The 20,913-nt window shown below is 53.0% G+C and carries 20 protein-coding genes; all 20 read left to right on the top strand.

The features are described from left to right. The first annotated feature begins 1 nt into the window (after position 1). Positions 2–1,456 (top strand): prolipoprotein diacylglyceryl transferase, encoded by a 1,455-nt coding sequence (lgt, locus tag I2G61_RS11450; protein ID WP_195548297.1) that lies wholly within the window; start codon positions 2–4, stop codon positions 1,454–1,456. After that, entirely contained in the window at positions 1,435–2,352 is a 918-nt protein-coding gene (gene trxB, locus I2G61_RS11445; protein WP_195548296.1) for a thioredoxin-disulfide reductase, read from the top strand. The genes lgt and trxB overlap by 22 nt, the downstream gene beginning before the upstream one ends. Positions 2,353–2,458: 106 nt before the next feature. After that, entirely contained in the window at positions 2,459–2,845 is a 387-nt protein-coding gene (locus I2G61_RS11440; protein WP_072683278.1) for an OsmC family protein, read from the top strand. Between the two features lie 99 nt (positions 2,846–2,944). After that, positions 2,945–3,853 (top strand): 1-phosphofructokinase, encoded by a 909-nt coding sequence (gene pfkB / locus I2G61_RS11435; RefSeq protein WP_195548295.1) that lies wholly within the window; start codon positions 2,945–2,947, stop codon positions 3,851–3,853. A 181-nt stretch (positions 3,854–4,034) separates the two neighbouring features. Continuing rightward, positions 4,035–5,246 carry an N-acetylglucosamine-6-phosphate deacetylase gene (gene nagA, locus I2G61_RS11430; RefSeq protein ID WP_195548294.1) on the top strand — a complete coding sequence of 404 codons (1,212 nt, stop codon included), beginning with the start codon at positions 4,035–4,037 and terminating at the stop codon, positions 5,244–5,246. 339 nt (positions 5,247–5,585) lie between these two features. Then, positions 5,586–6,062, top strand: a complete 477-nt coding sequence (locus tag I2G61_RS11425; protein ID WP_195548293.1) for a PTS sugar transporter subunit IIB — start codon at positions 5,586–5,588, stop codon at positions 6,060–6,062. Between the two features lie 18 nt (positions 6,063–6,080). Continuing rightward, positions 6,081–6,881 carry a PTS sugar transporter subunit IIC gene (locus I2G61_RS11420; RefSeq protein WP_195548292.1) on the top strand — a complete coding sequence of 267 codons (801 nt, stop codon included), beginning with the start codon at positions 6,081–6,083 and terminating at the stop codon, positions 6,879–6,881. After that, positions 6,878–7,699, top strand: coding sequence for a PTS system mannose/fructose/sorbose family transporter subunit IID (locus I2G61_RS11415; RefSeq protein ID WP_195397086.1), 822 nt, complete (start codon positions 6,878–6,880; stop codon positions 7,697–7,699). Before I2G61_RS11420 ends, I2G61_RS11415 begins: the two co-directional genes overlap by 4 nt. A 168-nt stretch (positions 7,700–7,867) precedes the next feature. Then, complete coding sequence (locus I2G61_RS11410) at positions 7,868–9,853, top strand: HTH domain-containing protein (RefSeq protein WP_195548291.1); 1,986 nt, start codon at positions 7,868–7,870, stop codon at positions 9,851–9,853. A gap of 261 nt (positions 9,854–10,114) precedes the next feature. After that, positions 10,115–10,978 (top strand): RNase adapter RapZ, encoded by an 864-nt coding sequence (rapZ, locus tag I2G61_RS11405; protein ID WP_072682970.1) that lies wholly within the window; start codon positions 10,115–10,117, stop codon positions 10,976–10,978. Continuing rightward, positions 10,968–11,939, top strand: a complete 972-nt coding sequence (gene yvcK, locus I2G61_RS11400; RefSeq protein ID WP_072682971.1) for a uridine diphosphate-N-acetylglucosamine-binding protein YvcK — start codon at positions 10,968–10,970, stop codon at positions 11,937–11,939. The genes rapZ and yvcK overlap by 11 nt, the downstream gene beginning before the upstream one ends. 2 nt (positions 11,940–11,941) lie before the next feature. After that, entirely contained in the window at positions 11,942–12,901 is a 960-nt protein-coding gene (whiA, locus tag I2G61_RS11395) for a DNA-binding protein WhiA (RefSeq protein ID WP_195397088.1), read from the top strand. A gap of 54 nt (positions 12,902–12,955) precedes the next feature. After that, positions 12,956–13,483: a hypothetical protein gene (locus I2G61_RS11390; protein WP_072682973.1), complete on the top strand. Its 528-nt coding sequence runs from the start codon at positions 12,956–12,958 to the stop codon at positions 13,481–13,483. Positions 13,484–13,580: 97 nt separating this feature from the next. Beyond that, the gene (locus I2G61_RS11385; RefSeq protein ID WP_195397089.1) at positions 13,581–13,883 is read left to right on the top strand and encodes a hypothetical protein; all 303 of its coding nucleotides are present in this window, start codon (positions 13,581–13,583) and stop codon (positions 13,881–13,883) included. Next, positions 13,852–14,766 (top strand): DUF2156 domain-containing protein, encoded by a 915-nt coding sequence (locus I2G61_RS11380; protein ID WP_195397090.1) that lies wholly within the window; start codon positions 13,852–13,854, stop codon positions 14,764–14,766. Before I2G61_RS11385 ends, I2G61_RS11380 begins: the two co-directional genes overlap by 32 nt. Then, the gene (locus I2G61_RS11375) at positions 14,763–15,677 is read left to right on the top strand and encodes a GNAT family N-acetyltransferase (RefSeq protein ID WP_195397091.1); all 915 of its coding nucleotides are present in this window, start codon (positions 14,763–14,765) and stop codon (positions 15,675–15,677) included. Before I2G61_RS11380 ends, I2G61_RS11375 begins: the two co-directional genes overlap by 4 nt. Before the next feature lie 167 nt (positions 15,678–15,844). Next, positions 15,845–16,072, top strand: a complete 228-nt coding sequence (locus tag I2G61_RS11370) for a hypothetical protein (RefSeq protein ID WP_072682977.1) — start codon at positions 15,845–15,847, stop codon at positions 16,070–16,072. Positions 16,073–16,353: 281 nt separating this feature from the next. After that, positions 16,354–17,157 carry a MerR family transcriptional regulator gene (locus I2G61_RS11365; protein WP_195548290.1) on the top strand — a complete coding sequence of 268 codons (804 nt, stop codon included), beginning with the start codon at positions 16,354–16,356 and terminating at the stop codon, positions 17,155–17,157. Positions 17,158–17,226: 69 nt separating this feature from the next. After that, positions 17,227–19,449: an FAD-dependent oxidoreductase gene (locus I2G61_RS11360; RefSeq protein ID WP_195548289.1), complete on the top strand. Its 2,223-nt coding sequence runs from the start codon at positions 17,227–17,229 to the stop codon at positions 19,447–19,449. 196 nt (positions 19,450–19,645) lie between these two features. Then, positions 19,646–20,839, top strand: a complete 1,194-nt coding sequence (gene nagA / locus I2G61_RS11355) for an N-acetylglucosamine-6-phosphate deacetylase (RefSeq protein ID WP_195548288.1) — start codon at positions 19,646–19,648, stop codon at positions 20,837–20,839. Positions 20,840–20,913 lie beyond the last annotated feature (74 nt).

Below are 20,913 nucleotides of genomic sequence, written 5' to 3'. Positions count from 1 at the left end.
AATGCAGTTTTTTCCTGATCCGCAGACTTTTATCGCCATCGGAAGTCTGTCAATTAAATGGTACGCAGTGATCATCCTCTGCGGAGCGGTCCTGGCGTATTCTTTCTGCGTCAAGGAAATCAAAAAGATGGGGTATAAAGCCGAAACCGCGGAGGATCTGTTCCTCGGCTGTCTGATCTGCGGGCTGATCGGCGCGCGGCTGTGGTACTGCGCGTTCTACAATCTGGAATATTACCTGGCCAATCCGATCCATATTCTCTATACGTTTGAGGGCGGTCTGGCGATCCAGGGCGGATTGTTCGGCGGGGTGCTGTTCGGTCTGTGGTATGCGCACAAGCATAAGATCAATTTCATGCGGATGGCTGACGCGATCGTGCCGAATGTGCTGTTGGCGCAGGGGATCGGCCGCTGGGGCAACTTCATCAATCAGGAGGCGTTCGGCCGCACGGTCAGCGAATCCTTCTACCGGTTTTTCCCGGAGTGGTTTAAAAACCAGATGTATATCCAGGGAGCCTACCGTGAACCGACGTTCTTCTATGAAAGCGTCGGCGATATTCTGGGCTTCATTCTGATCGTGTTTGTCTATAAGAAATATTCCAAACCCAAGCGCGGCGATATGGTCTACGCGTATCTGCTTTGGTATGGGGCGGTGCGGATCGTCGTCGAGGGTCTGCGTACAGACAGTCTGATGTTCGGCCGGCTGCGAATGGCGCAGGTGATCTCGGTCGTCTTCATCATCATCGGTCTGCTGGGGATGCTCGGCGTCTTCCGCAAGGTCATGAAAAATCCGAAGCCGGTGATCCTGTTCGATCTCGATGGAACGCTGCTGAACACGGAACCGGCGATCTTGAAGAGCTACCGGGAACTGTTTAAAAAGTACAGAACGGAAGAAGAATTCACCCGCGATAAACAGCTGGCAGTGCTGGGGCCTTCGCTGCAGACGATGTTTGCGCAATATTTCCCAGAGCAGGATACCGAGCAGCTGGTCAAAGAATACCGCGAGCACAACCGCGCCGCGCACGCCGATCTGGTCAAGCCGATGGACGGGGCGGTCGAGCTGCTGGAAAGTCTGAAAGCGCAGGGCTATAAGCTGGGCATTGTGTCCACGAAGGTTAAGGAAATGGTTCTGCTGGGGCTGACGTTGAATCACATGGATCATTATTTCGATGTGATCGTCGGTCATGACGATGTGCAAAACGGCAAGCCGGATCCGGAAGGCATTCTGACGGCCTGCCGGCTGGTCAACGAGGGTCACGACAGCGTGATCTACATCGGCGACAGTCCGATGGACATTCAGGCCGCCCGTAATGCCGGCGTCTTCTCGGTCGGTTATCTGTTTAATCTGGAACGCCGGGAACAGCTGGAAAATGAGAAACCGAACCGGATTATCGACGATCTGCGGCAGGTGGAAGCACTGGTGAAGGAGGATCTTGCATGGACTTACAATATGATGTAATCATCATCGGCGCCGGTCCCGCCGGCATGACCGCGGCGGTGTATGCCAGTCGTGCAGGTCTGAAAACGGCGATGTTGGAAAAAGCGGCGCCCGGCGGCAAGATGATTAAAACCTTTGAAATTCAGAACTGGCCGGGAATCAAGGAGATTAACGGCGCGGAGCTGGCGTATCAGATGTTCGAGCATTCCACCCATTTCGGCGCGGAATATCTCTATGGCGACGTCGAAAAAATCATCGACGGTCCGATCAAGCAGGTGGTCTGCGCGGATGGTCAGATCTATACCGCTCCGGCGGTGATCATCGCCACGGGAACGCGCGAGCGGCTGTTGGGCATTCCAAATGAGAAAGAGCTGACGGGCAAGGGTGTATCCTATTGCGCGGTGTGCGACGGCAGCTTCTTCCGCGATCAGCCGGTGACGGTCATCGGCGGCGGCAATTCCGCGCTTGAGGAATCGTTATATCTGACACAATTTGCCAGCGAGGTTCACATCGTGATCCGCCGGGACGTCTTCCGTGCGGAGCCGATCATCCAGCAGGCGATCGAACAGAATCCGAAAATCGACATCATCCGCAGCCATGTTCCGGTCGAAATTCTGGAACAGGAGGGGAAAGTCGGCGGCATCGTATTGAAAAACGTTCATGACGGGCAGCTGATGAAGCTGGAAACCAAAGCGGTGTTCCCGTACATCGGCGCAGATCCGTGCACGGAATTTGCGCAGGATTTGGGGATTCTGGACGAGCGTGGTTATATCCGGGTCAACAACAATATGGAAACTGCCCGGGCCGGCATTTACGGCGTCGGTGATGTGACGGCCAAGACGCTGCGGCAGGTGGTCACCGCGGCCAACGACGGCGCGATCGCCGCGCAGCAGGCATTCCATCAGATTAAGCAGTAAGCGCATCGACATAATCGTCAAAGCGTAGAGTAAGAAGGAACGCGCAGGGAAACCGGAAATGGAATCCTGCGGATTCATGAAGAAGTAAAAAGGAGGAACGAAAAAGATGACATCAAGAACAATTCGATTTGCCAACGGCTTCAACGGCGAGCTGCTGCTGGACGAGGGCAGCGTCAAGATCGGCCGCGGGGCGGGCGAGGCAGCGCCTTATGACATGCTTTACGGCGCGCTGGCGTCCTGTTTGTACGCGACGTTCTCAGGCATTCTGGAAAAGAAACGGATTGAAATTGAAGGCGCGGAAATCGTGGTCGCAGGCGAAAAGCGCACAGAGGTTCCGACAACCTTAAAAACGGTGCATCTGACCGTAACGATTCACGGAACGGATAAGGAAGACGCGGTCCGCAAATCCTTTGATCTGGCGACGAAATACTGCTCCGTCTACCAGACGATCAGCCACGTGGCGGAAATGAGCTACGAGCTGCATTTCGCCTAAGCGTGACGAATTGAACCTGAACCTTATCCGGTTCAGGTTTTTTTCAATCATCTGCGGTTTTTGATGAAGGGAAAACGGCACGAAGAAAAGAGGAAAATTATGATCTATACTGTCACCTTAAATCCGGCGCTGGATTATTACTGCACCATGGAAACGTTCAAGCTGGGAGCAACGAACCGCTGTGTCACCGAGAGTCTGATCGGCGGGGGCAAGGGTATCAACGTGTCGCTGATGTTGGCGCAGCTGGGCGTGCCAACCACGGCGCTGGGCTTCGCCGCCGGGTTTACCGGCGAGGAATTGATCCGCCAGCTGCGGGATCAGGCCGTCAATGCGGATTTTATCCGCTGTGCGAGGGGGCAGACGCGGATTAACGTCAAAATCAGTGCGGGAGTGGAAACGGAGATCAACGGCCGGGGACCCCAGGTCAGCGCATCGGAAAGAGAAGCGCTGTTAGACAGGATCCGCCGGATTCAGCCCGGGGATACGCTGGTGCTGTCCGGGAATGTGCCGCCCACGCTGCCCGGATCGATTTATCAACAAATTCTGGCACAGGCTGCGGATCCCGCCATTCGCGTCGTTGTGGACGCCGAAGGCGAACTCCTGCGGGATACCTTGCCCTTCCATCCGTTTCTGATCAAGCCCAATCTTGCGGAACTACGCCAGCTCGTTGCCAATCCTCAAGCGCCTATATCGGATCAGATTGAGGAGCTGCGGGATCAGGGCGCCGGGCATATCCTGGTGTCGATGGGGGCGGAAGGCTCAGTCCTCTTTGCGGCCGGGGGCGGCGTCTATCGCCAGCTGCCGCTGGCAGGCCCGACCGTCAGTACCGTCGGGGCCGGCGATTCTATGGTCGCAGGCTTTCTGGCAGCGCTTGAAAATCCTGCCTGCATGCTGGAAGACAGTCTGCGCTGGGCAGCCGCCTGCGGCACCGCGACGGCGTTCAGCCGCGGGATCGCCCGGCGGGAAAGGGTCGAAGCTTTGCGGGATCAGATTCAGATCGAATTCTGAAAAACCGTTTCTATCCTGATGAATTCCGTGCAGATGAGGAATAAGGCTCGTCCTGCGAACGATCCGGATGGGTTCTTCCCTGGTTTTGGTTTCCATTGAAACCCGAACTTTTTCTGATGGAAATTCAGGCGCTGCTTCTTTATAGTGAAATCAGAGCATTGCAGAAAGAAGGTACAAACGAATGAGAAAGCTACTATCCCGTCAGATCGTGACAGAACAGGGCATCGTTGAAGGCAGTTTGACGTTTCAGGGAGATACGATTACCGCCATTCAGCCGGAATCGCTGAATGAAGCGGAAGGAAGTGAAGCCTGGGCGATTTTGCCGGGCATCATCGACATTCACACCCATGGGGGCGGCGGATATCTCACAAATTATCTGGCCAATTCCGGCTCGATTGATGAAATCCGCAAGCTGTCCCGGTTCTATGCTTCCCGCGGCGTCACTTCGTTTATGGCGACGGTATCGCTGTGGTCCGAGGAGAAAATGGGCGCGATCATGTCTGGCATCGCGGATCTGGTCCATCATGAAAAAATGCCGGGCGCACAGATTCTGGGCATCAATCTGGAGGCGCCGTGTTTCAGCTTGAAGAAATCCGGCGCCGGGTTTATGACGCCGCAATGGATGCCGAATCCAAGCCGAGAACTGGCTGAGCGTTTCATCGAAGCCGGGCGCGGTCTGCTGAAATATGTAACGCTGGCCCCGGAGCTGCCGGGGGCGCAGGCGGCGATTGAAACGTATCGGAAAGCGGGAATTCAGGTGGCGGCCGGTCATACCGACGCTTCTTCGAGCCAGATGAAGCAGGGAATTGAATGGGGCGTGCGCAGCGTGAGTCATGCCGGCAACGCGATGTCGATGATCCATCAGCGGGACATCGGGGTGTTGGGCCAGCTGATGCTTCATCCGGAAGTGATGGCCGAGCTGATTTGTGATTTTATCCATCTCAGCCCGGAATTTATCCAGCTGATGCTTCAGGTCAAGGGCAGCGATCACTTGTGCATGATCGCCGACGCCTCGGAGCTGGCTGGTCTGGAGGAGGGCGTCTATGATACTCAGCCCCGGCCGGTGCGGCTGAAGCCGAATGGCCGGGTGGTTGTGGAGGGCAGCGACGTCCTGTGCGGAAGCAGTCTGTTCGTCATCGACGGTCTGCGCAATCTGACCTCCGCTCTGCACTTACCGTTGACGGAAGCGGTGAAAATGTCTTCGCTCAACGCCGCCCGGCATTTCCAGCTGGATTCTCGGATTGGCAGTCTCAAGCCGGGGAAACAGGCGGACTTGATCGTCATTGACAAGGAATTTCACGTCCTGGAGACCATTGTGCAGGGACGGACGGTCTATCGCCAGAATGATAAGATCGAACGCAATCCGGCGATTACAGATCTCAAAATCGGCTGAATGCCAAAATGGCAATAAAGGTCCGGAACACTCGGGGTTGACCGAGGAGTTTCAGATCTTTTTTTGATTTCCTGTCAGCGAAATTCCCTGCATAAACTCCGGGTTCATCCCGTTGTTTTTGTATTTGACAATCAGGCAGTCTTGAAAATGCAGGGAAAAGGAACCTTTTACGCAGGAAAAAAGCCTGGAGAAATTACCGGTTAAACACGAATTCTGTGCGATGGTATTTGCTTCCCAAGCTCTTTACAATGAAGTTATCAGAAGCGTACCGCAGGATCTCTTCACACGATCCCAAAAAGAAAGATGAATTTCTGGAAAGAGAAAGCGAGGTGAAAGTGAATGATTCAGTTATTGCGGATTGACGAACGTCTGATCCATGGGCAGGTCGCTACGGCCTGGACGCGCCAGCTGGGGATCACCGCCGTGGTGGTGGCCAACGATGAGGCGGCAGCCAACGAGCTGGTTACCATGACGCTGCGGATGGCAACACCGCCGGGGATAAAGGTCGCGGTAAAAACCGTCCGGGAAGCGGTCAGCCTGTTCCACGACAAGCGCACGGCAGGGTTAAAGATTCTGATCGTTGTGGACAAGCCGTGCGATGCGCTGAAGCTGGTTCGGCAGGTGCCCGGGATTCCCTGCGTCAATATCGGCAACTTCGGCCGCGTCGGCAACCGCCGGGGACGCCGGGCGCTGACTGACAATTTCTCAGCCAGTGAAGAAGAGCTGGAACAGCTGCGGGAAATCGCCCGATCCGTCCGCTGCGAGGTGCAGGTGCTGCCGTCGCTGCCCAAAAAAGACCTGAAACAATTTCTTTAAGAAAGAGGAGGAAAATCCATGTTACAAAGTGCCTTGATTCTGGCGTTTGTGTACTACATCGTCTACCTGCTGGACTGCAGCATGGCCTGGGACGCTACCTGGCGTCCGCTGTTCGTCGCATTTCTGACCGGACTTGCGTTAGGGGATATGAAAACCGGTCTGATCATGGGCGCTTCCCTGGAAGCGATCTACATGGGCATCTCCGCGATCGGCGGCGTAATTCCTTCCGATCCCTGTTCAGCTTCGATTCTGTCGGTGGCCTTCGTCGTGCTGACCGGCGCAGATCTCAATCTGGCGCTGGCGCTGGCGGTGCCGATCGGCACGGTCATGCAGTATGTCAGCACGCTGATCTCCCCGATTGATATTTCGTTAGTCGGCTTGTTTGAAAAATTTGCCCGCGAAGGCAAGGATAAATCTTATACGCTGCTGCATTATGCAAGCCTGTTTATCATCCGTCCGCTGCCGAAAACGATGGTCGTTTTCCTGGCCGCTGTGCTGGGCGTGGAAAATCTGCAGGCGGTTACCAACCTGCTTCCAGCCTTCGTCATGAACGGGCTGAGCGTCTCCGGCGGCATGTTAGTGGCCGTCGGCTTCGCGATCCTGACCTCAATGATCTGGTCGAAAGAGCTGGGGATTTACTTCTTCATCGGCTTCGCCTGCGTCAAGTTCCTCCATCTGCCGATCATCGGCGTCAGTATCTTTGCCCTCGCCGCAGCGATTCTGAACTACACCCGCCAAGGCCAGATTAAGAAAATGAAGGATGAAATCATCGCGCAGCTGCCTGAAAATCAGGAAGGGAAGGAGGACCTGTTCGGATGAAAAAGACGTATACACCGGAAGAAAAGAAAAATCTGAGACACCTGTTCTGGCGTTCCGGCCATTTCTGGGCGACCTTCAACATGGTGAAGATGATGGGCCAGACCTATGCGTTCTGCCTGTTCCCGATTCTTAACGAAGTCTACGCCGGAAAGGAAGACCTGCGTCGGGAAGCGATGCTGCGCAATACCGAGTTCTTTAACTGCAATGCCAGTATGTCCGGTCTGTGTCTGGGCGTCAGCTACGCGCTGGAAAAAGAGCGGGCGGCCAATCCGGATTCCGTCTCGCCGCAGATGATTACCAACATCAAGACGTCCCTGATGGGACCGCTGGCAGCGATCGGCGATTCCCTGTTCTTCAACTGCATCCGCGTCATTTCCGGCGGCATCGGCATCGCGCTGGCCTCGCAAGGCAATCCGTTAGGCGTCGTGTTGTTCGTGGCGATTTACGGCGGTCTGTTTCTGGCGCTGAAATGGACGCTGATCAAGCTCGGCTATGGCTTGGGTACCAACGTTATCACCGAAGCCTTCCATTCCGGCATCATCGGCATGATCACCCAGTCGGCGTGCATCATGGGCTTAATGATGGTCGGCGCGCTGGTGGCGCAGATGGTTTCCGTGCAGATTCCGCTGGTTGTCCCGATGGGCGGCGGCGCGGAGATGGTCGTCCAGACAATCTTCGACGAGATCATGCCGGGCTTGCTGGAACTGGGATTGTTGTTCGGCATCGTTGCCCTGCTTAAACGCAAATGGAAGCCGATCACCGTGATCGCGCTGATTCTGGTCATGGCGATCACCGGCTCATTCTTCGGCATTTTCTGATCGGCTCGCAAAAAAGGAAGTCCCCTTCCTTTTTTGTGTTGATTCAAGCTGAGAAGACAGGAATTCCCAAGAAAAGGAAAAATTTGGCATAGGATTGCTGACCTGAAAGAAAGCGGCGCAATGCTATAATGAGGAGGAAACAGGCATGAAAAGCAAAGGATGTTGGGCATGAACGCAAATTACCGGCAGCTGTCCCTGCTCTACGAATTTCTTAATCATACGGGACAATATCTGACTTATTCGATGCTGTGCGAACAGATGAACGTCTCCGAGAAAACAATCCATAACGATATTCAGGTGATCAACGATACCATCCGCAAGAATAACCTTCAGATCTGTCTGCGCAAGAACCGGGGATTTCTTCTGCAGGCGCAGGATCCGCGGGTGATCCGGGAGCTGAAAAACCAGTTCCGCTACCGGTTCTACAATGTCTACGATCTTCAGGAGAACTTCAAGCTGCGCATCAACACCATTTTGAAACAGCTGCTGATCAGCGAGGAGTATATCAAGCTGGAGACGATCGCCGATCGGATGTGGCTGAATCCGCAGTCGATTTCCCGGGAGATGAAGGAAGTCCGGAAAATGCTGGGCGATTACAATCTGGAACTGATCAGCCGCCCTTACCGGGGGATGAAGATCGAAGGCAACGAAATCAACTACCGGTTCTGCTACATGGATTCAATTTGTTACTACAACCACAAGGTAAAGATGATGGACGTGTTTCTGGACGTCGATCACAAGGATCAGATGGAAGGCGAGGAACGCGAGGCGATCGCGAAAATGGTTTCCGATTTGATCTGCACGCGGGAAATGGGGATCAGCGACCTGGAAACCCGGAAATGGATCGTCATGATCATATTGTCGGAAAAACGCCGGAAGGCCGGTCATTTTGTGAGCTTTTCTGAGGAACAGGCGCAGCTGCTCGATCAATTCCGGCCGCTGTTTCCGTTGGATGATCTGGGTTCGCAGCTGGCAGCGTATTATGGAGAACCACTGCCGCCGCAGGAACAGCGCTTTCAGCTGTTGTTTCTCTTATGCAATCTGGACCTGTCCGATACGGCGATCGAAGAAACCCGATTCGGGCCTTTTTATGATTTGGCAGTCGTCCTGTTTGATAAAATCCGCAGAAAATTCGCCTCTTTAGACATTTTAAACCTCACGGCGATGGAGGCGATGAAGACGGAATTTCTGCGTTTTCTGATCCCGATCGTCGTGCGGATGTCGTTTAAAATCCCGGAAAACAACACGACCTCCGAGCTGGTGCGGATTGCCAAGCAGACGCCGGTTTCCTGTCAGATCGCGATCATCATTCACGATATCATTCAGAACTGGTTCGATTGCGATATCGGCGAGGTCTCGCAATGTCTGATTTCACTGTTTATCTATCGTCAGATCAAGAAGATCGAGAATAAGCGGATGCAGCTGCGGCTGGCCCTGTATCCGGTCGCGAATGTGTTTGTCGGGGAGGCGCTAAAGGAAGCGCTGCTGGAACGGCTGCATTATTATGTCAAATCCGTGGATATTCTAAGAGAGCGGGAACTGGCGGACATTTCTTCGGAAACCGTGGACTTCTTAATCTGCTTTGACGAAAGTGTGCCGGTTTCCGTGCCCTCTTCCATCCCGGTTTTAAAAATTGACTACTATCTCAACAACGATGACTACCAGTCGCTGTATCAGAATATGATTCAGCCGTCGCTGAAATATGAAACGCCGTTCTCGCCGCTGAGCCGGGAGGACGTTTATCTGGACGCCCGTTTTTCCAGCATGGAGGAACTGAAGCAGACGCTGATCAGTTTTTATCTGGAAGAGCTTGACCAGCAGTGGCTGGCTTATTTATTGTATCGGAAATTTCTGCATCTGGACTGGCTGGTATGGGATGAGACGCTGAATATCATTCTGTTTACCTCGGAAAAAAGACGGATGATGACCAAGCTGTTCGATCTTGCGAAACCCTTGCCGGTCAAAAACAAGAAGATTAAACGCATCTATTTTTTCGTGATTCAGACCGGCGGCGACCCGATCCGGTTAAATACGGCGGAAACATTGATCCGGCGGATGACGGAGGGACAGCCCAGGATTCTGAGGGATGAGGCGGGAAGTCTGTTAGATCCGTATGCCTATTATATTCATCACCGCAAGGTTAAAATCAGCTGATCGGGAAGTCGGCCGGGCGTTTCGGGATAAGAAAGCGATAAGGCTACAAGGTTTGATAAGCCGCCGCCATCTTATCGACAAGGAGCCGCCGGATTTTGACTTCTCTTTTTTTGTGAAACAGATGCGCTCCTCAGGAATCTTTCCTGGACTAAACGCTGAAGCTGAAGAAGAAAGTTCTCCGAATAAAAATCGGCATGTTCCCGATTGAGAACCGCCAGGGGCTGTGGTAAAATACAGCTAACAAAACAAGAGGTGATCGAGATGAAGAAAAAGCGTGTAATCCTGGTCAGCGGAATGTCCGGCGCAGGCAAGACGAGCGCGACCAGCGTTTTGGAAGATATGGGTTATCACTGCATCGACCAGTTTCCCGTTCAGCTGTTAAGCCTGTTGGTGGATCTAATTGAAAGCAGTACCGATCCGCGCTATTCCTATCTGGCGCTGGCAACGTCGGCCAAGGATTTCCCGGAGTTCCTGAATGCTTTTGAGGGCGAGGATATGGATGTGCGCGTACTGTTTCTGGATGCGTCCAACGATGTGCTGCTGCACCGCTACAAATCCACGCGCCGCACGCATCCGCTGCTGATCTCCAACGTCTGCAATACGCTGGAGGAAGCGATCAGCGTCGAGCGGCAGATGTTTCAGAATTACAAAGACACCGCGTTTCTTTCCGTCGACACGACGTTTTTAAAAGCGTCGGAACTGAAGCAGAAAATCGAGAAGTATTTCTCACTGAGCAGCGCGCCGGTCTTTTCGATCAGCTTCATCTCGTTTGGCTATAAGCACGGCGTCCCGCTGGATGCCGATCTGATGATCGACGTGCGCTTTCTCCCCAATCCCTATTGGGAAGTCGAACTGCGTCCCTACTCCGGCGACGATCCGCAGGTCTACCATTACGTCATGGACAAACCGGAAACCCGGGAATTTATCAAGCGGCTGCTGGAATTTCTCGATTACGCGTTTACCGAATATGTCAAGGAAGGCAAGAATCACTTCACCGTAGCGATTGGCTGTACCGGCGGCCAGCACCGCTCCGTCGCGATCACGAATTTCCTGTATGATCACTATAAGATCCAGTATAACTGCTATAAAGAACATCGCGATAAGCGGGGGCTGGATGAACAATAACCCGTTGAAGGTCGTCGTTATCGGCGGCGGGCATGGCCAGTCGGTCATCCTGCGCGGCATTAAATTCATTCAGGATATTCAAATCTCGGCGATCGTCACCGTGGCGGATGACGGCGGCAGCACCGGACGGCTGCGGCGTCAGTTTCATATCCCCGCGATGGGCGATATCCGCGCGGTGCTGATCGCGCTGGCGGAGTCGGAAACCTTGCTTAAAAATCTGATGGAGTATCGCTTTGAAGGCGATCCGGATCCTGATCAGGAAGATCAGGGCGTCATGGGCCACAACCTCGGCAATCTGATTCTGACCGCCCTGACGCAGAGCTGCGGCAGCTTTCTGGAAAGCATCGGAATTCTTTCCAAGATCCTCAATGTGCGCGGCGATATCATTCCCGCTACTACTCAGGTGATCACGCTGTTCGCCCGGATGGCCGACGGCACGATCGTGCGCGGGGAGTCCAACATTCCCAATATCAATAACCGGATCGACACGGTGTTTTATCAGGAAACCGTCAAGGCCTCCGAGAAGGCAGTTCGGGCGATCCGCGAAGCGGATGTGATCATTTACGGCATCGGCAGCATCTTCACCAGTATCCTGCCGAATCTGATCATTCCGGAGATCGCCGAAGCGATCCGCCAGTCGGACGCTTACGGCGTGTATTTGTGCAACGCGATGAGCCAGCCGGGTGAAACCGACGATTTTACAATGGAGGATCATGTCGACGCACTGGTCCGTCACGGTGCGAAGATCGACGAGGTGCTGGTCGCTCAGGATCCGATCCCGGATGCGGTCCTGAACCGCTATGCGTTAGAAGGCGGAAAGCCTGTCAGCATCCTGCAGCAAGAGCATCCCTATCAGGTTACCCCGGCGCCGCTGCTGGATTTCAGCGACGATTTGGTCCGCCACGACGCCGATAAGATCCGCCGCTGCATGCAGCAGCTGTTAGCGAAAATAAAGGAGTAAGTATGTCGTTTACCACTGAAGTCAAATCCGAAATCGCTCAGAATGAGCTGAAACCCTGCTGCCAGAAGGCGGAGCTTTCCGCGTTGGTGCAGCTGTGTTCGTCGTTAACGATCAACGCTCAGGGCATGTCGTTGATGATCAAGACGGAAAACGCGGCGACGGCAAAACGAATCCTTAAGCTGCTGAAGGAAAATTACGCCGTGGAAACCGATCTGTCGGTCATCAAGAAGATGAATCTGAAAAAAAACAACATCTACCGGCTGCAGGTGCTGAACAAGACGACCGAGATTCTCAACGATCTGGGCCTGTTCACCGATCACGGGCTGCAGAACCATCCGACCCGCAAGCTCGTTCAGAAAGAATGCTGCGCACGGGCCTATCTGGCCGGGGCGTTCATGGCGATGGGTTCAGTCAATTCCCCGCAGAAGACCAATTATCATCTCGAAATTGTAACCAACGACGAAGCTCACGCGCTGTTCATTCAGAAGCTGATGCATAAATTTGATCTGCCGGCCAAGGTGATCGCCCGCCGCACGTCCTTCGTCGTGTATTTGAAAGCGGCCGATAAGATCGCTGATTTCCTGCGCTGCGCCGGTGCGTATGAAGCGCTGATGAAGTTTGAGGATATCCGCATCCACCGCGATTTCCGCAACAACCTGACGCGGCTGGACAACTGCGAGGTCGCCAACGAAATGAAAAGTCAGGCGGCGGCCAAGAAGCAGCTGGAGGATATCGCCCGGATCGAGAAAGCCGGCCGGCTGCGGTTTCTCGATGAAAAGCTGAAAGCTGTGGCCCAGCTGCGCGTGCAGTTCCCGGAGGCCAGTCTGAACGAACTGAGCGCGGAATATGAAAAACAGACGGGGGTTGCCATGTCCAAATCCGGCATGAAGCACCGCTTCGGCAAGCTCCACGAGATCGCGGAGCAGCTTCCCCCAATTTCGGAAATCCAGAATGAATCCTGAAGAATCCGCATAAAAAAAGCCAGGATGTTCCATACTTCTAAGGAGGTGAGGACATTGGCTTTTTTTCTTTTATTGATCCAGCTGGCCGGTTTATCCTGGAATTTAACGTACACCGCGGAAGAATGGAACTGCGATCAGGGGCAGATTACCGTCGTGCTCCACGAACAATCGCTGCCGATTTCCCTGTTTGATGTCGAGCTGACAGACGCCGGGAAAACCCGGGCTTGCGAAATTGTGAGTCAGGCGGAAACACTGACGTTGGAAATCGACGATCATGTCGCCCAGACCTCGCCGCTGCCGGTATGGCTGTTTGCGGATGGGGAGCTGGTGCAGCGCTTGTTGATTGAGGAAGGGCTGGCTTCGGTTTCGATCTCCAACCCGGAATACACCTATGCCGCCCAGCTGCAGGCCGCCCAATCTCAGCCGGTAATCGCCCACGGCTCTGTCAATTCAGTCACGGAGTACAGCCGCCGGCGGGGCGAGGTGGGACTGGCGGTGCTGTGCTTTATGACGTCCGGCTTTCTTGTCCTGTGGATTCTTGGCGTCCGTCATGCCCGCCGCCGTCATCCGCAGAGAAGCTGAAGAAATTCTTAAATTTGAGGTTCGGGTTGCAAAACTTTTCTCTTTTGCGGTCAATTAGGATATAATGAAACCGGTGATAAACATGAGATTTCTAACGATGATTTTTACAATCCTGCTGATCATCGCCTTTCTCAGCATGGCCTGGCCGTTTATTCTGGCGATGCTGGCAGTCATGGCGGTCTTGGGGATCTTTGGCATGTTCAAGATCAGAAAGATGACCAAGACGATGAACGACCAGTGGTCGTCGAAGGATCAGAATCAGGATTCAGTTTGGATTGACGAACAAACTCAGGACAGCCCGTTTGAACAGCGGGTAGCTCAGCCTGAGGTTTTTGAAGCGGAATATACTGAAAGAAGGACGGATGAGGATGGAAGCCAGTCAGATACAAAGGGACTTTGATCCCGTTACCGTAGACGATTATCCGCTGATCCAGCGTTATTTATCGTTGGCGCAGTATGAAGAAAGCAACCACAACTTGGTCAACATGATCCTGTGGATCAATTCCTATCCGCTGTTTAAGTGTCAGAATGAAAACTGGCTGCTTCTTTTGGGCGTGCACGAAGGCACGTTGTTTATTTACATGCCCTTATGCCGGCCGGAATATTTCAAGGAAGCAATTCTGGCAGCCAGAGGCATCTTTGAGCATTATCGGCTGCCATTTGTGCTGAGCTGCTTCACAAAGGAAGCGGCGCAGTGGTTTGCGGATACGTTTCCCAACACCTGTCTGGAGGAAAACCGCGACAGCGCGGATTATGTTTACCTGTGCGAGAAGCTGAAAACCTTCGCAGGCAAGAAGCTGCAGAAGAAGCGCAATCATCTCAACGCATTCTATAAGGAGTATGCGGGACGCTGGGAATATGAGTCGTTCAACGCGGATAATGTGAAGGAATGTGAAGCGTTTCTGCGGCAGTGGCATGCCGAGGATCCGGATGAATTTCTGCAGACGGAACGGCGCGGCGTTTTCCGGATTCTGGAATTATTCGGGCAGATTCCTTACCGCGGCGGTCTGATCCGCATCGACGGGGAAGTGAAGGCGTTTGCGGTCGGCTCCTGGCTGAGCGCGCGGATGTGTCAGGAAAACATTGAAAAAGCTGACGACGAGATTCGGGGATTATATCAGGCGATCATGAAGGAATGGCTGACGCATGAGTTTGATGAAGCCGAGTACGTCAACCGTGAAGACGACATGGGCCATGAGAATATCCGTCAGGCTAAACTGGCGTACCATCCGGAGTTTTTGATCGAGAAGTACCGGATTTGCGGAAAGGAGAATCAGCTATGATCAGCAAGGCGCTGCCGCAGGAAAAAAAGATTGTGTACGGCATCTGGAAGCAGGTGTTTGCCGGCGATGACGGTGGTTATACGGATTATTTCTTCCGCACGCTGTATAAGCCGGAGAATACGCTGGTGCTGAAAGATTCGGGGAATATCGTATCGACGCTGATGCGGATTCCGCATTCGATCATGTTAGCCGGGCATGTTCTGGAAACGTCGATGATTTTAGGCGTGGCGACGATTCCGTCTTACCGCAAGCGGGGCTGCATGCACGAGCTGATGAACGACGTGCTGGACGAGGTGGAGCACAGGGAGCTGGTGACCTTGATTCAGGCTTACAATCCGTCGATGTATACGCAGTTTGGCTTTGAAATGGTGTATTACCGCCGGCGGTATTCCATCCATCGCTCCCAGATTCCCCTTTGCAGCAACGAGGGCCTGACCTACAAGGTGCAGTCGCAGGATCTGCTCGATGTGTATACGGCGTATGTGCGGCGCTTCGATGGTTTCTATCTGCGGACGAAAGAGGACTTCGATCATCTGCAGGAGGAGTGCAATGCCGAGGGCGGCAAGCTGATCGCCTACTATGATCAGAACAAACAGATTCAGGGCTACGCGTCATTATATCAGACCGCGCAGGGCATCGAGGTGCGCGAGTGTATTTATCTCAACAGCGTCGCGTTGTTCAAATTGTTGAATCTGGCGCTGCAGCTGAAACCGGAGATTATCCTGCATACCACGCAGGATGAGCATCTGGAAAAGATTATTCAGGGCCTCACATGGCAGGACTATGGCTTCACGATGGCGCGGATTAACGATTACGATCTGTTCAACCGGCTGTACGGGAGCGCGGTGACTTCGCCGAAGGAAGCGTTTGCGCTGAGCGGCAAGCCGTTGTTTATGCACGAATACGCGTAAAAGAGAATGAAGTACCAAGCTTTAATGATAAGGGTTATCTCGCGGTTCTGTCAGGACAGGAAGCAGTCTGCTGAAAAGAGTTATGCCGCGCATGCTGGTGATCCAGCGCTTGAAAAGTCTTGTGGACAGAGATCGTAATCAGAAAGAAGCGAAGGAGGATCCTGCCGATGATTATGGTATTGATCATTGCGTTTTGTTTCTGGTATGGCGGATATGCTTTTAAAAATCCTGAGAAAGTCTGGGAGTACCAGCATTTCCTCACGGTTAAAGATGGAACACCGACTCTATTTTCCATCTATTTTATCAAAGCTTGCGGTATTTTATTGATCATGACTGCCATCGTCATGGTATTCCCTTTTATTGAGGTGATATTGGATAAAACAATATTCAAATGATATTTTTAAGAGTCATTATAAAAATCAGGAACAATGTAAAAACAAAGGCATTGGGTTAAGTCATCGAAACAACTTAACGTAATGCCTTTATTTTACAGTTTACAAACTTTTCAGGGATTCTTCTATATTCCAATCTTGGACTTCGCCAACCTGCGAAGTGAAACCAGAAACGCCCGGAGTACAACGGCGGGTGATTCTATGGTAAGATAGAAACGATAATCGTAAAATCAACAAAGAAGGCAGGTGAACGGCGGTACTTTCAGGGAAGCATCCGCAGAAATATGGTCACAAGCAAGAAGTTTTGCGCTATTTCAGGGATTACCCTGGAGACGCTGCGGCATTATATCGACCTCGAGCTTTTAAAACCAGCGAAAGTGCTGGCGAACGGCTACCGGGAATTTTCCATTGATAATGCGGTCGAGGTCTTCTATCTAAGACATGAACGGGGACTGGGAGCGAGTCTGAATCAATTCCATCCCGAAAACGAGGCCGAAAGTCTGGCGGATCAGGATGGGCGCTATCAGGAAAATCTGCTTCAGCTGCAAAAACAAAAAGCATTGCTGGAACGGCAGATTGAGCGTAATATCTATTATCGGAATTTAATTCAGCGCGCGATCCATCAGAAGGGGCAGCCCTTGTATTTGAATGTGCAGCAGCTGTTCAGCCTGAGCTTCCTGGAGTTTTCTCCCGCCAATCTGGACCGCCAGAACGTCTTGAAAATGATCGAAAAATGGATGCAGTTTCCTGAACTGCTGCATCTGGCTTTCCGGATCGATCCAAAGCAGCTGACATCTGATTCTGATATCGTGGAACCGCGTGTCGGATTAGGGATCCGAACCGATTTTGCCAGACAAAACGAACTTCCGTATGCGGAAGCCGAGACCAGCTGCGGCAGCGGAAAAATGGTAATGATTGTTTCGCGCAGTGAAAGCTTAACGCAAATCCCGAAAACGGCGCTGGCCTCTTTGCTGGAATGCACCGATCAACCCATCCGCAAGGAGCTGGTCGGCCGGCTGATCACACGGGTTCAGGAAGACGGCAAACTCTGGTATTATTTCAGCTGCAGTCTGGACTTGGGATCTTGACCCCGTGGTAACCACGGGGTTTATAGTAAGGTCAGATCGATTGTGAAAATATCGACGAGGGAGGAAAATATGAAAAGACTTGGCCTTATCTTGATTTCTCTTTTCATGGTGCTTTCCTGCGCTGCCTGCGGGCAAACGAAGGAGGAAACCAAGAAAGCAGAACTCAAATTCACGGCTGGAAGCTATACGGCTTCAGCACAGGGCTACAACGGGGAAGTGTCGATTGAAGCGACTTTCTCAGAAAACGCAATTACGGACATTCAGGTTCAAGAACAGAAGGAAACGGCGCATGTCGGCGATGTCGCTTATCCCATTTTGATTGAGGATATCCTGGCAGCCAACGGCACGGGGGTTGACGTTGTCAGCGGGGCGACCTTTACGAGCATCGCTTTGAAGAACGCGGTCAACGCAGCGGCGGAAGCGGCGGGCGCTTCTGATCTGGACGCCTTTAAGAAGAACACCGTAGAACATGCGGCGCAGGAAGAAATTACAGGGACCTGGGACGTCGTCATCGTCGGCGCCGGCGGAGCAGGCATGATGGCCGCCGCGCAGGCAGCCCAAAACGGGGACACGGTTCTGGTATTGGAAAAGAACGCGGAAATGGGCGGAAATACGTTAGTTTCCGGCGGCGCTTATCAGTCGACCTTTGACGCTGTTGTCTGGGATCCGGCCAATCCGGATGCGACGACCGGCGAATACAATGGCGAAACCTATGAAAAAGTTAAAAATGACGCGGGACGGATTGATACGCTGAAAACAATTCTGAACTGGTCGGAAGAACCGTTTGACGGAACGATCGACGACGAACATCCGTTTGTCGCGGGCGATATTGCGCTGAATGCGGTGCGCGGCGTCCATGAGGAATACCTGCCGACGCTGAAAGCGCTGAAAGAAGAAATCCGGGCTTATCTGGATTGGGCCCAGCCGCAGCTGGATGCGGGCGTCCATGAAACAAAGCTGACGTTGTTCTCCACGATCAACCTGCATATCTTCCAGACATATTATGGCGGCTTGCGTCCAAACCGGGAGAATACGGAATGGATTTACGGCGATGAAAAGCTGGTTCGCCAGTTTGTCGAAGGTGGTCAGGAAATTAAAGACTGGCTGGAAGCTCAGGGTGCTTCAATCGACCAGAGCCGTGCTTATACATTAATCGGATGCTTATGGCAGCGTGAAAACGCAGTCAATGGCGGCACGGTTGACGGTGAATTCTATGAAGGCAAGTGGGGCGGATATTTTGCGGTCCCGGCCAATACAGTTTTAAAAGCGAACGAAGCGAATAAAATTATGACCCGCACGACGGCGAACGAATTGATCACGGATGAATCCGGGCGCGTTACCGGCGTGAAGGCGACGCAGTTTGACGGAACTCCGGTCACAGTCATGGCCAACAAGGGCGTCATTCTGGCGACCGGCGGCTATGGCGCGAATATTGAGATGGTCCAGAAGACAAATGATTACTGGAAAGATGAATTCATTGCCAACAATATCGGGACAACCAATCGTTCCAGTCTGAAGGGCGACGGCACGACGATGGGTCAGGCTGTTGGTGCAGCGACAATCGGCGAAGGCTGGACACAGATGATGCCGTTAGGTTGGGTTGATAATGGAAATCTGGCTGGCGGCGCCGGCGAGAACGTCATTTACGTCAATCCGGAAACGGGCAAGCGGTATGTCGATGAATCCGCGGAACGCGACGTTCTGTCAGAAGGCGGCTTTGAAAACGGAATGAGCGAAGCAAAAGCAAAAGAACTGGGATTAAAATATGTACCGGGGATCTACGTTGAAATTTCCAATGTGGGAACAACGGCCGGCACCGGCGGTTTCAACAACATTCCTGAAGATGTTGAAGGCCGGATGATTTTCAGAACGGTGGAAGAAACCGCGGAATTGATCGGCTGCGACGCGGAAACGCTGCGGCAGACAATTCTGGATTACGATAACTACGTCATGGGCGTTGCCGATACGCTGGACGTGGAGAAGCTTTCGTATCGCGGAACTGTCGGTCAGGTCGAAATGGACGACGAAGGCAATTATCTGCCGGATACGTACAAGCTGGACATGATCCGGGTTCGTTTCCTGGCTCCTTCCACGCATCACACGATGGGCGGATTGAGGGTCGATACCGATCGCCGCGTCCTGAATGAAAACGGCGAAGCGATCAAGGGATTGTATGCGGCAGGCGAAGTTACCGGCGGCTTCCATTCAGGAAATCGTCTGGGCGGCAACGCAATCACGGAGATCATCGTTTCCGGACGCATTGCCGGAAACAGCGCTTCCAACGAGAAATAAAGAACATCAGGCAAACATGGTGAATCCTCTTATCGAGGGCTCGCCATGTTTTTGTTTTCAGAGGTGATTGTATCCTTCCTTTCTCGCAGGACATCTGGCGGTCTTGACAAACGAAGGCAAAGAAATTTTTTATATTAAAAAGCATTGAAGTCCCACCTTGTTCCATAGACTACAAGAAAGGAAGGTGGAATGATTTATGAAAAGTATTCACAGTCATCACATCGTCACGGAAACTGAAGTCGTCGACGGATGGCTGACGATTGACGACGAAGGCCGAATTGCGGCGATCGGCGATACACCCGTGGGCACACGGATAGAGGAGGTTCAGGACGACTGGCTTTTACCTGGTTTGATCGATCCTCATCTGCATGGCTTTATGGGCTGGAACGCCTCGAAAACAACCGATGAAACGCAGATCCTCCACATGGCCGATGCACTGTTGTGGGCGGGAGTGACAGCCTGTGTACCTTCCTGCATTTCCTCCCCGGTGATGCTGGAAAACGTCCGCGCGCTGCATGAGGCGAGAATCCATCAGCGGCAGGGGGCTGAAATTTTGGGCTTATATATGGAAGGACCGTTTTACAACCCGGAGTATAACGGCGGGACGCCCGTGCAGTATTTCCAGAAGCCTTCGGTTGATCAGGCCCTGCGGTTTTATGAAGCCGCTGGCGGTGATTTAATCAGTCTGGGTCTGGCTCCGGAACTGCCGGGAGCGATGGAGGTCATCACGGTTTTAAATCAGAAAGGCGTGCGGGTCGGCATTGCGCATACCGGGGCCGACTATGATCAGACGATGGACGCGATTGACGCCGGCTGTAAGATGGCGACGCATTCGTTCAACGCGATGCGCGGATTACATCATCGGGAAGTTGGCGTGACCGGCGCGATTCTTCTGGATCCGCGGATATACAATGAAATCAACTGCGATTTCATCCACGTCTGTCCGCAGATGATTGAAATTCTGCTGAAGATGAAACCGTGGGATAAGATTTTGATGATGACTGACAGCGACAGTCTGACCGGCATGCCGCCGGGCACGTATCAGATCGGTGAGACCCCGGAAACGCTGGAATCGAACGGGAAAATTCATTTGCCGGACGGCACGATCTACGGCAGCGGACGGCTGCTTCTGCAGGACGTGTTCAACCTGATCGACACTCTGAAAATTCCAGTGCCGGAAGCGGTGGCCATGGCGTCGCTGAACGCTGCGCGGTTTCTGAACGTCGACGACCGGCTGGGTTCGCTCAAGGTGGGAAAGCAGGCCGACTTCATCATCGTCGACCCATTGCACCAATGCCGCGCGACATTTAAAAAAGGGGTGCAGGTTTGCGGCCGCGATCAGCGCAATACGCTGGTCAATCCGGAGTTTATGAATCTGAAAATCGCATAGAAAAAAAGAGAACGTTTTGGTTGGAAAGCAGGGCGTTCTCTTTCTATCTGGTTTGAATGCGGAGTAAGAAAGAT

Source organism: Holdemania sp. 1001095H_141210_F2 (genome assembly GCF_015558105.1).
Taxonomy (GTDB): domain Bacteria; phylum Bacillota_I; class Bacilli_A; order Erysipelotrichales; family Erysipelotrichaceae; genus Holdemania.
This window is presented reverse-complemented; position numbering and strand designations above follow the sequence as displayed.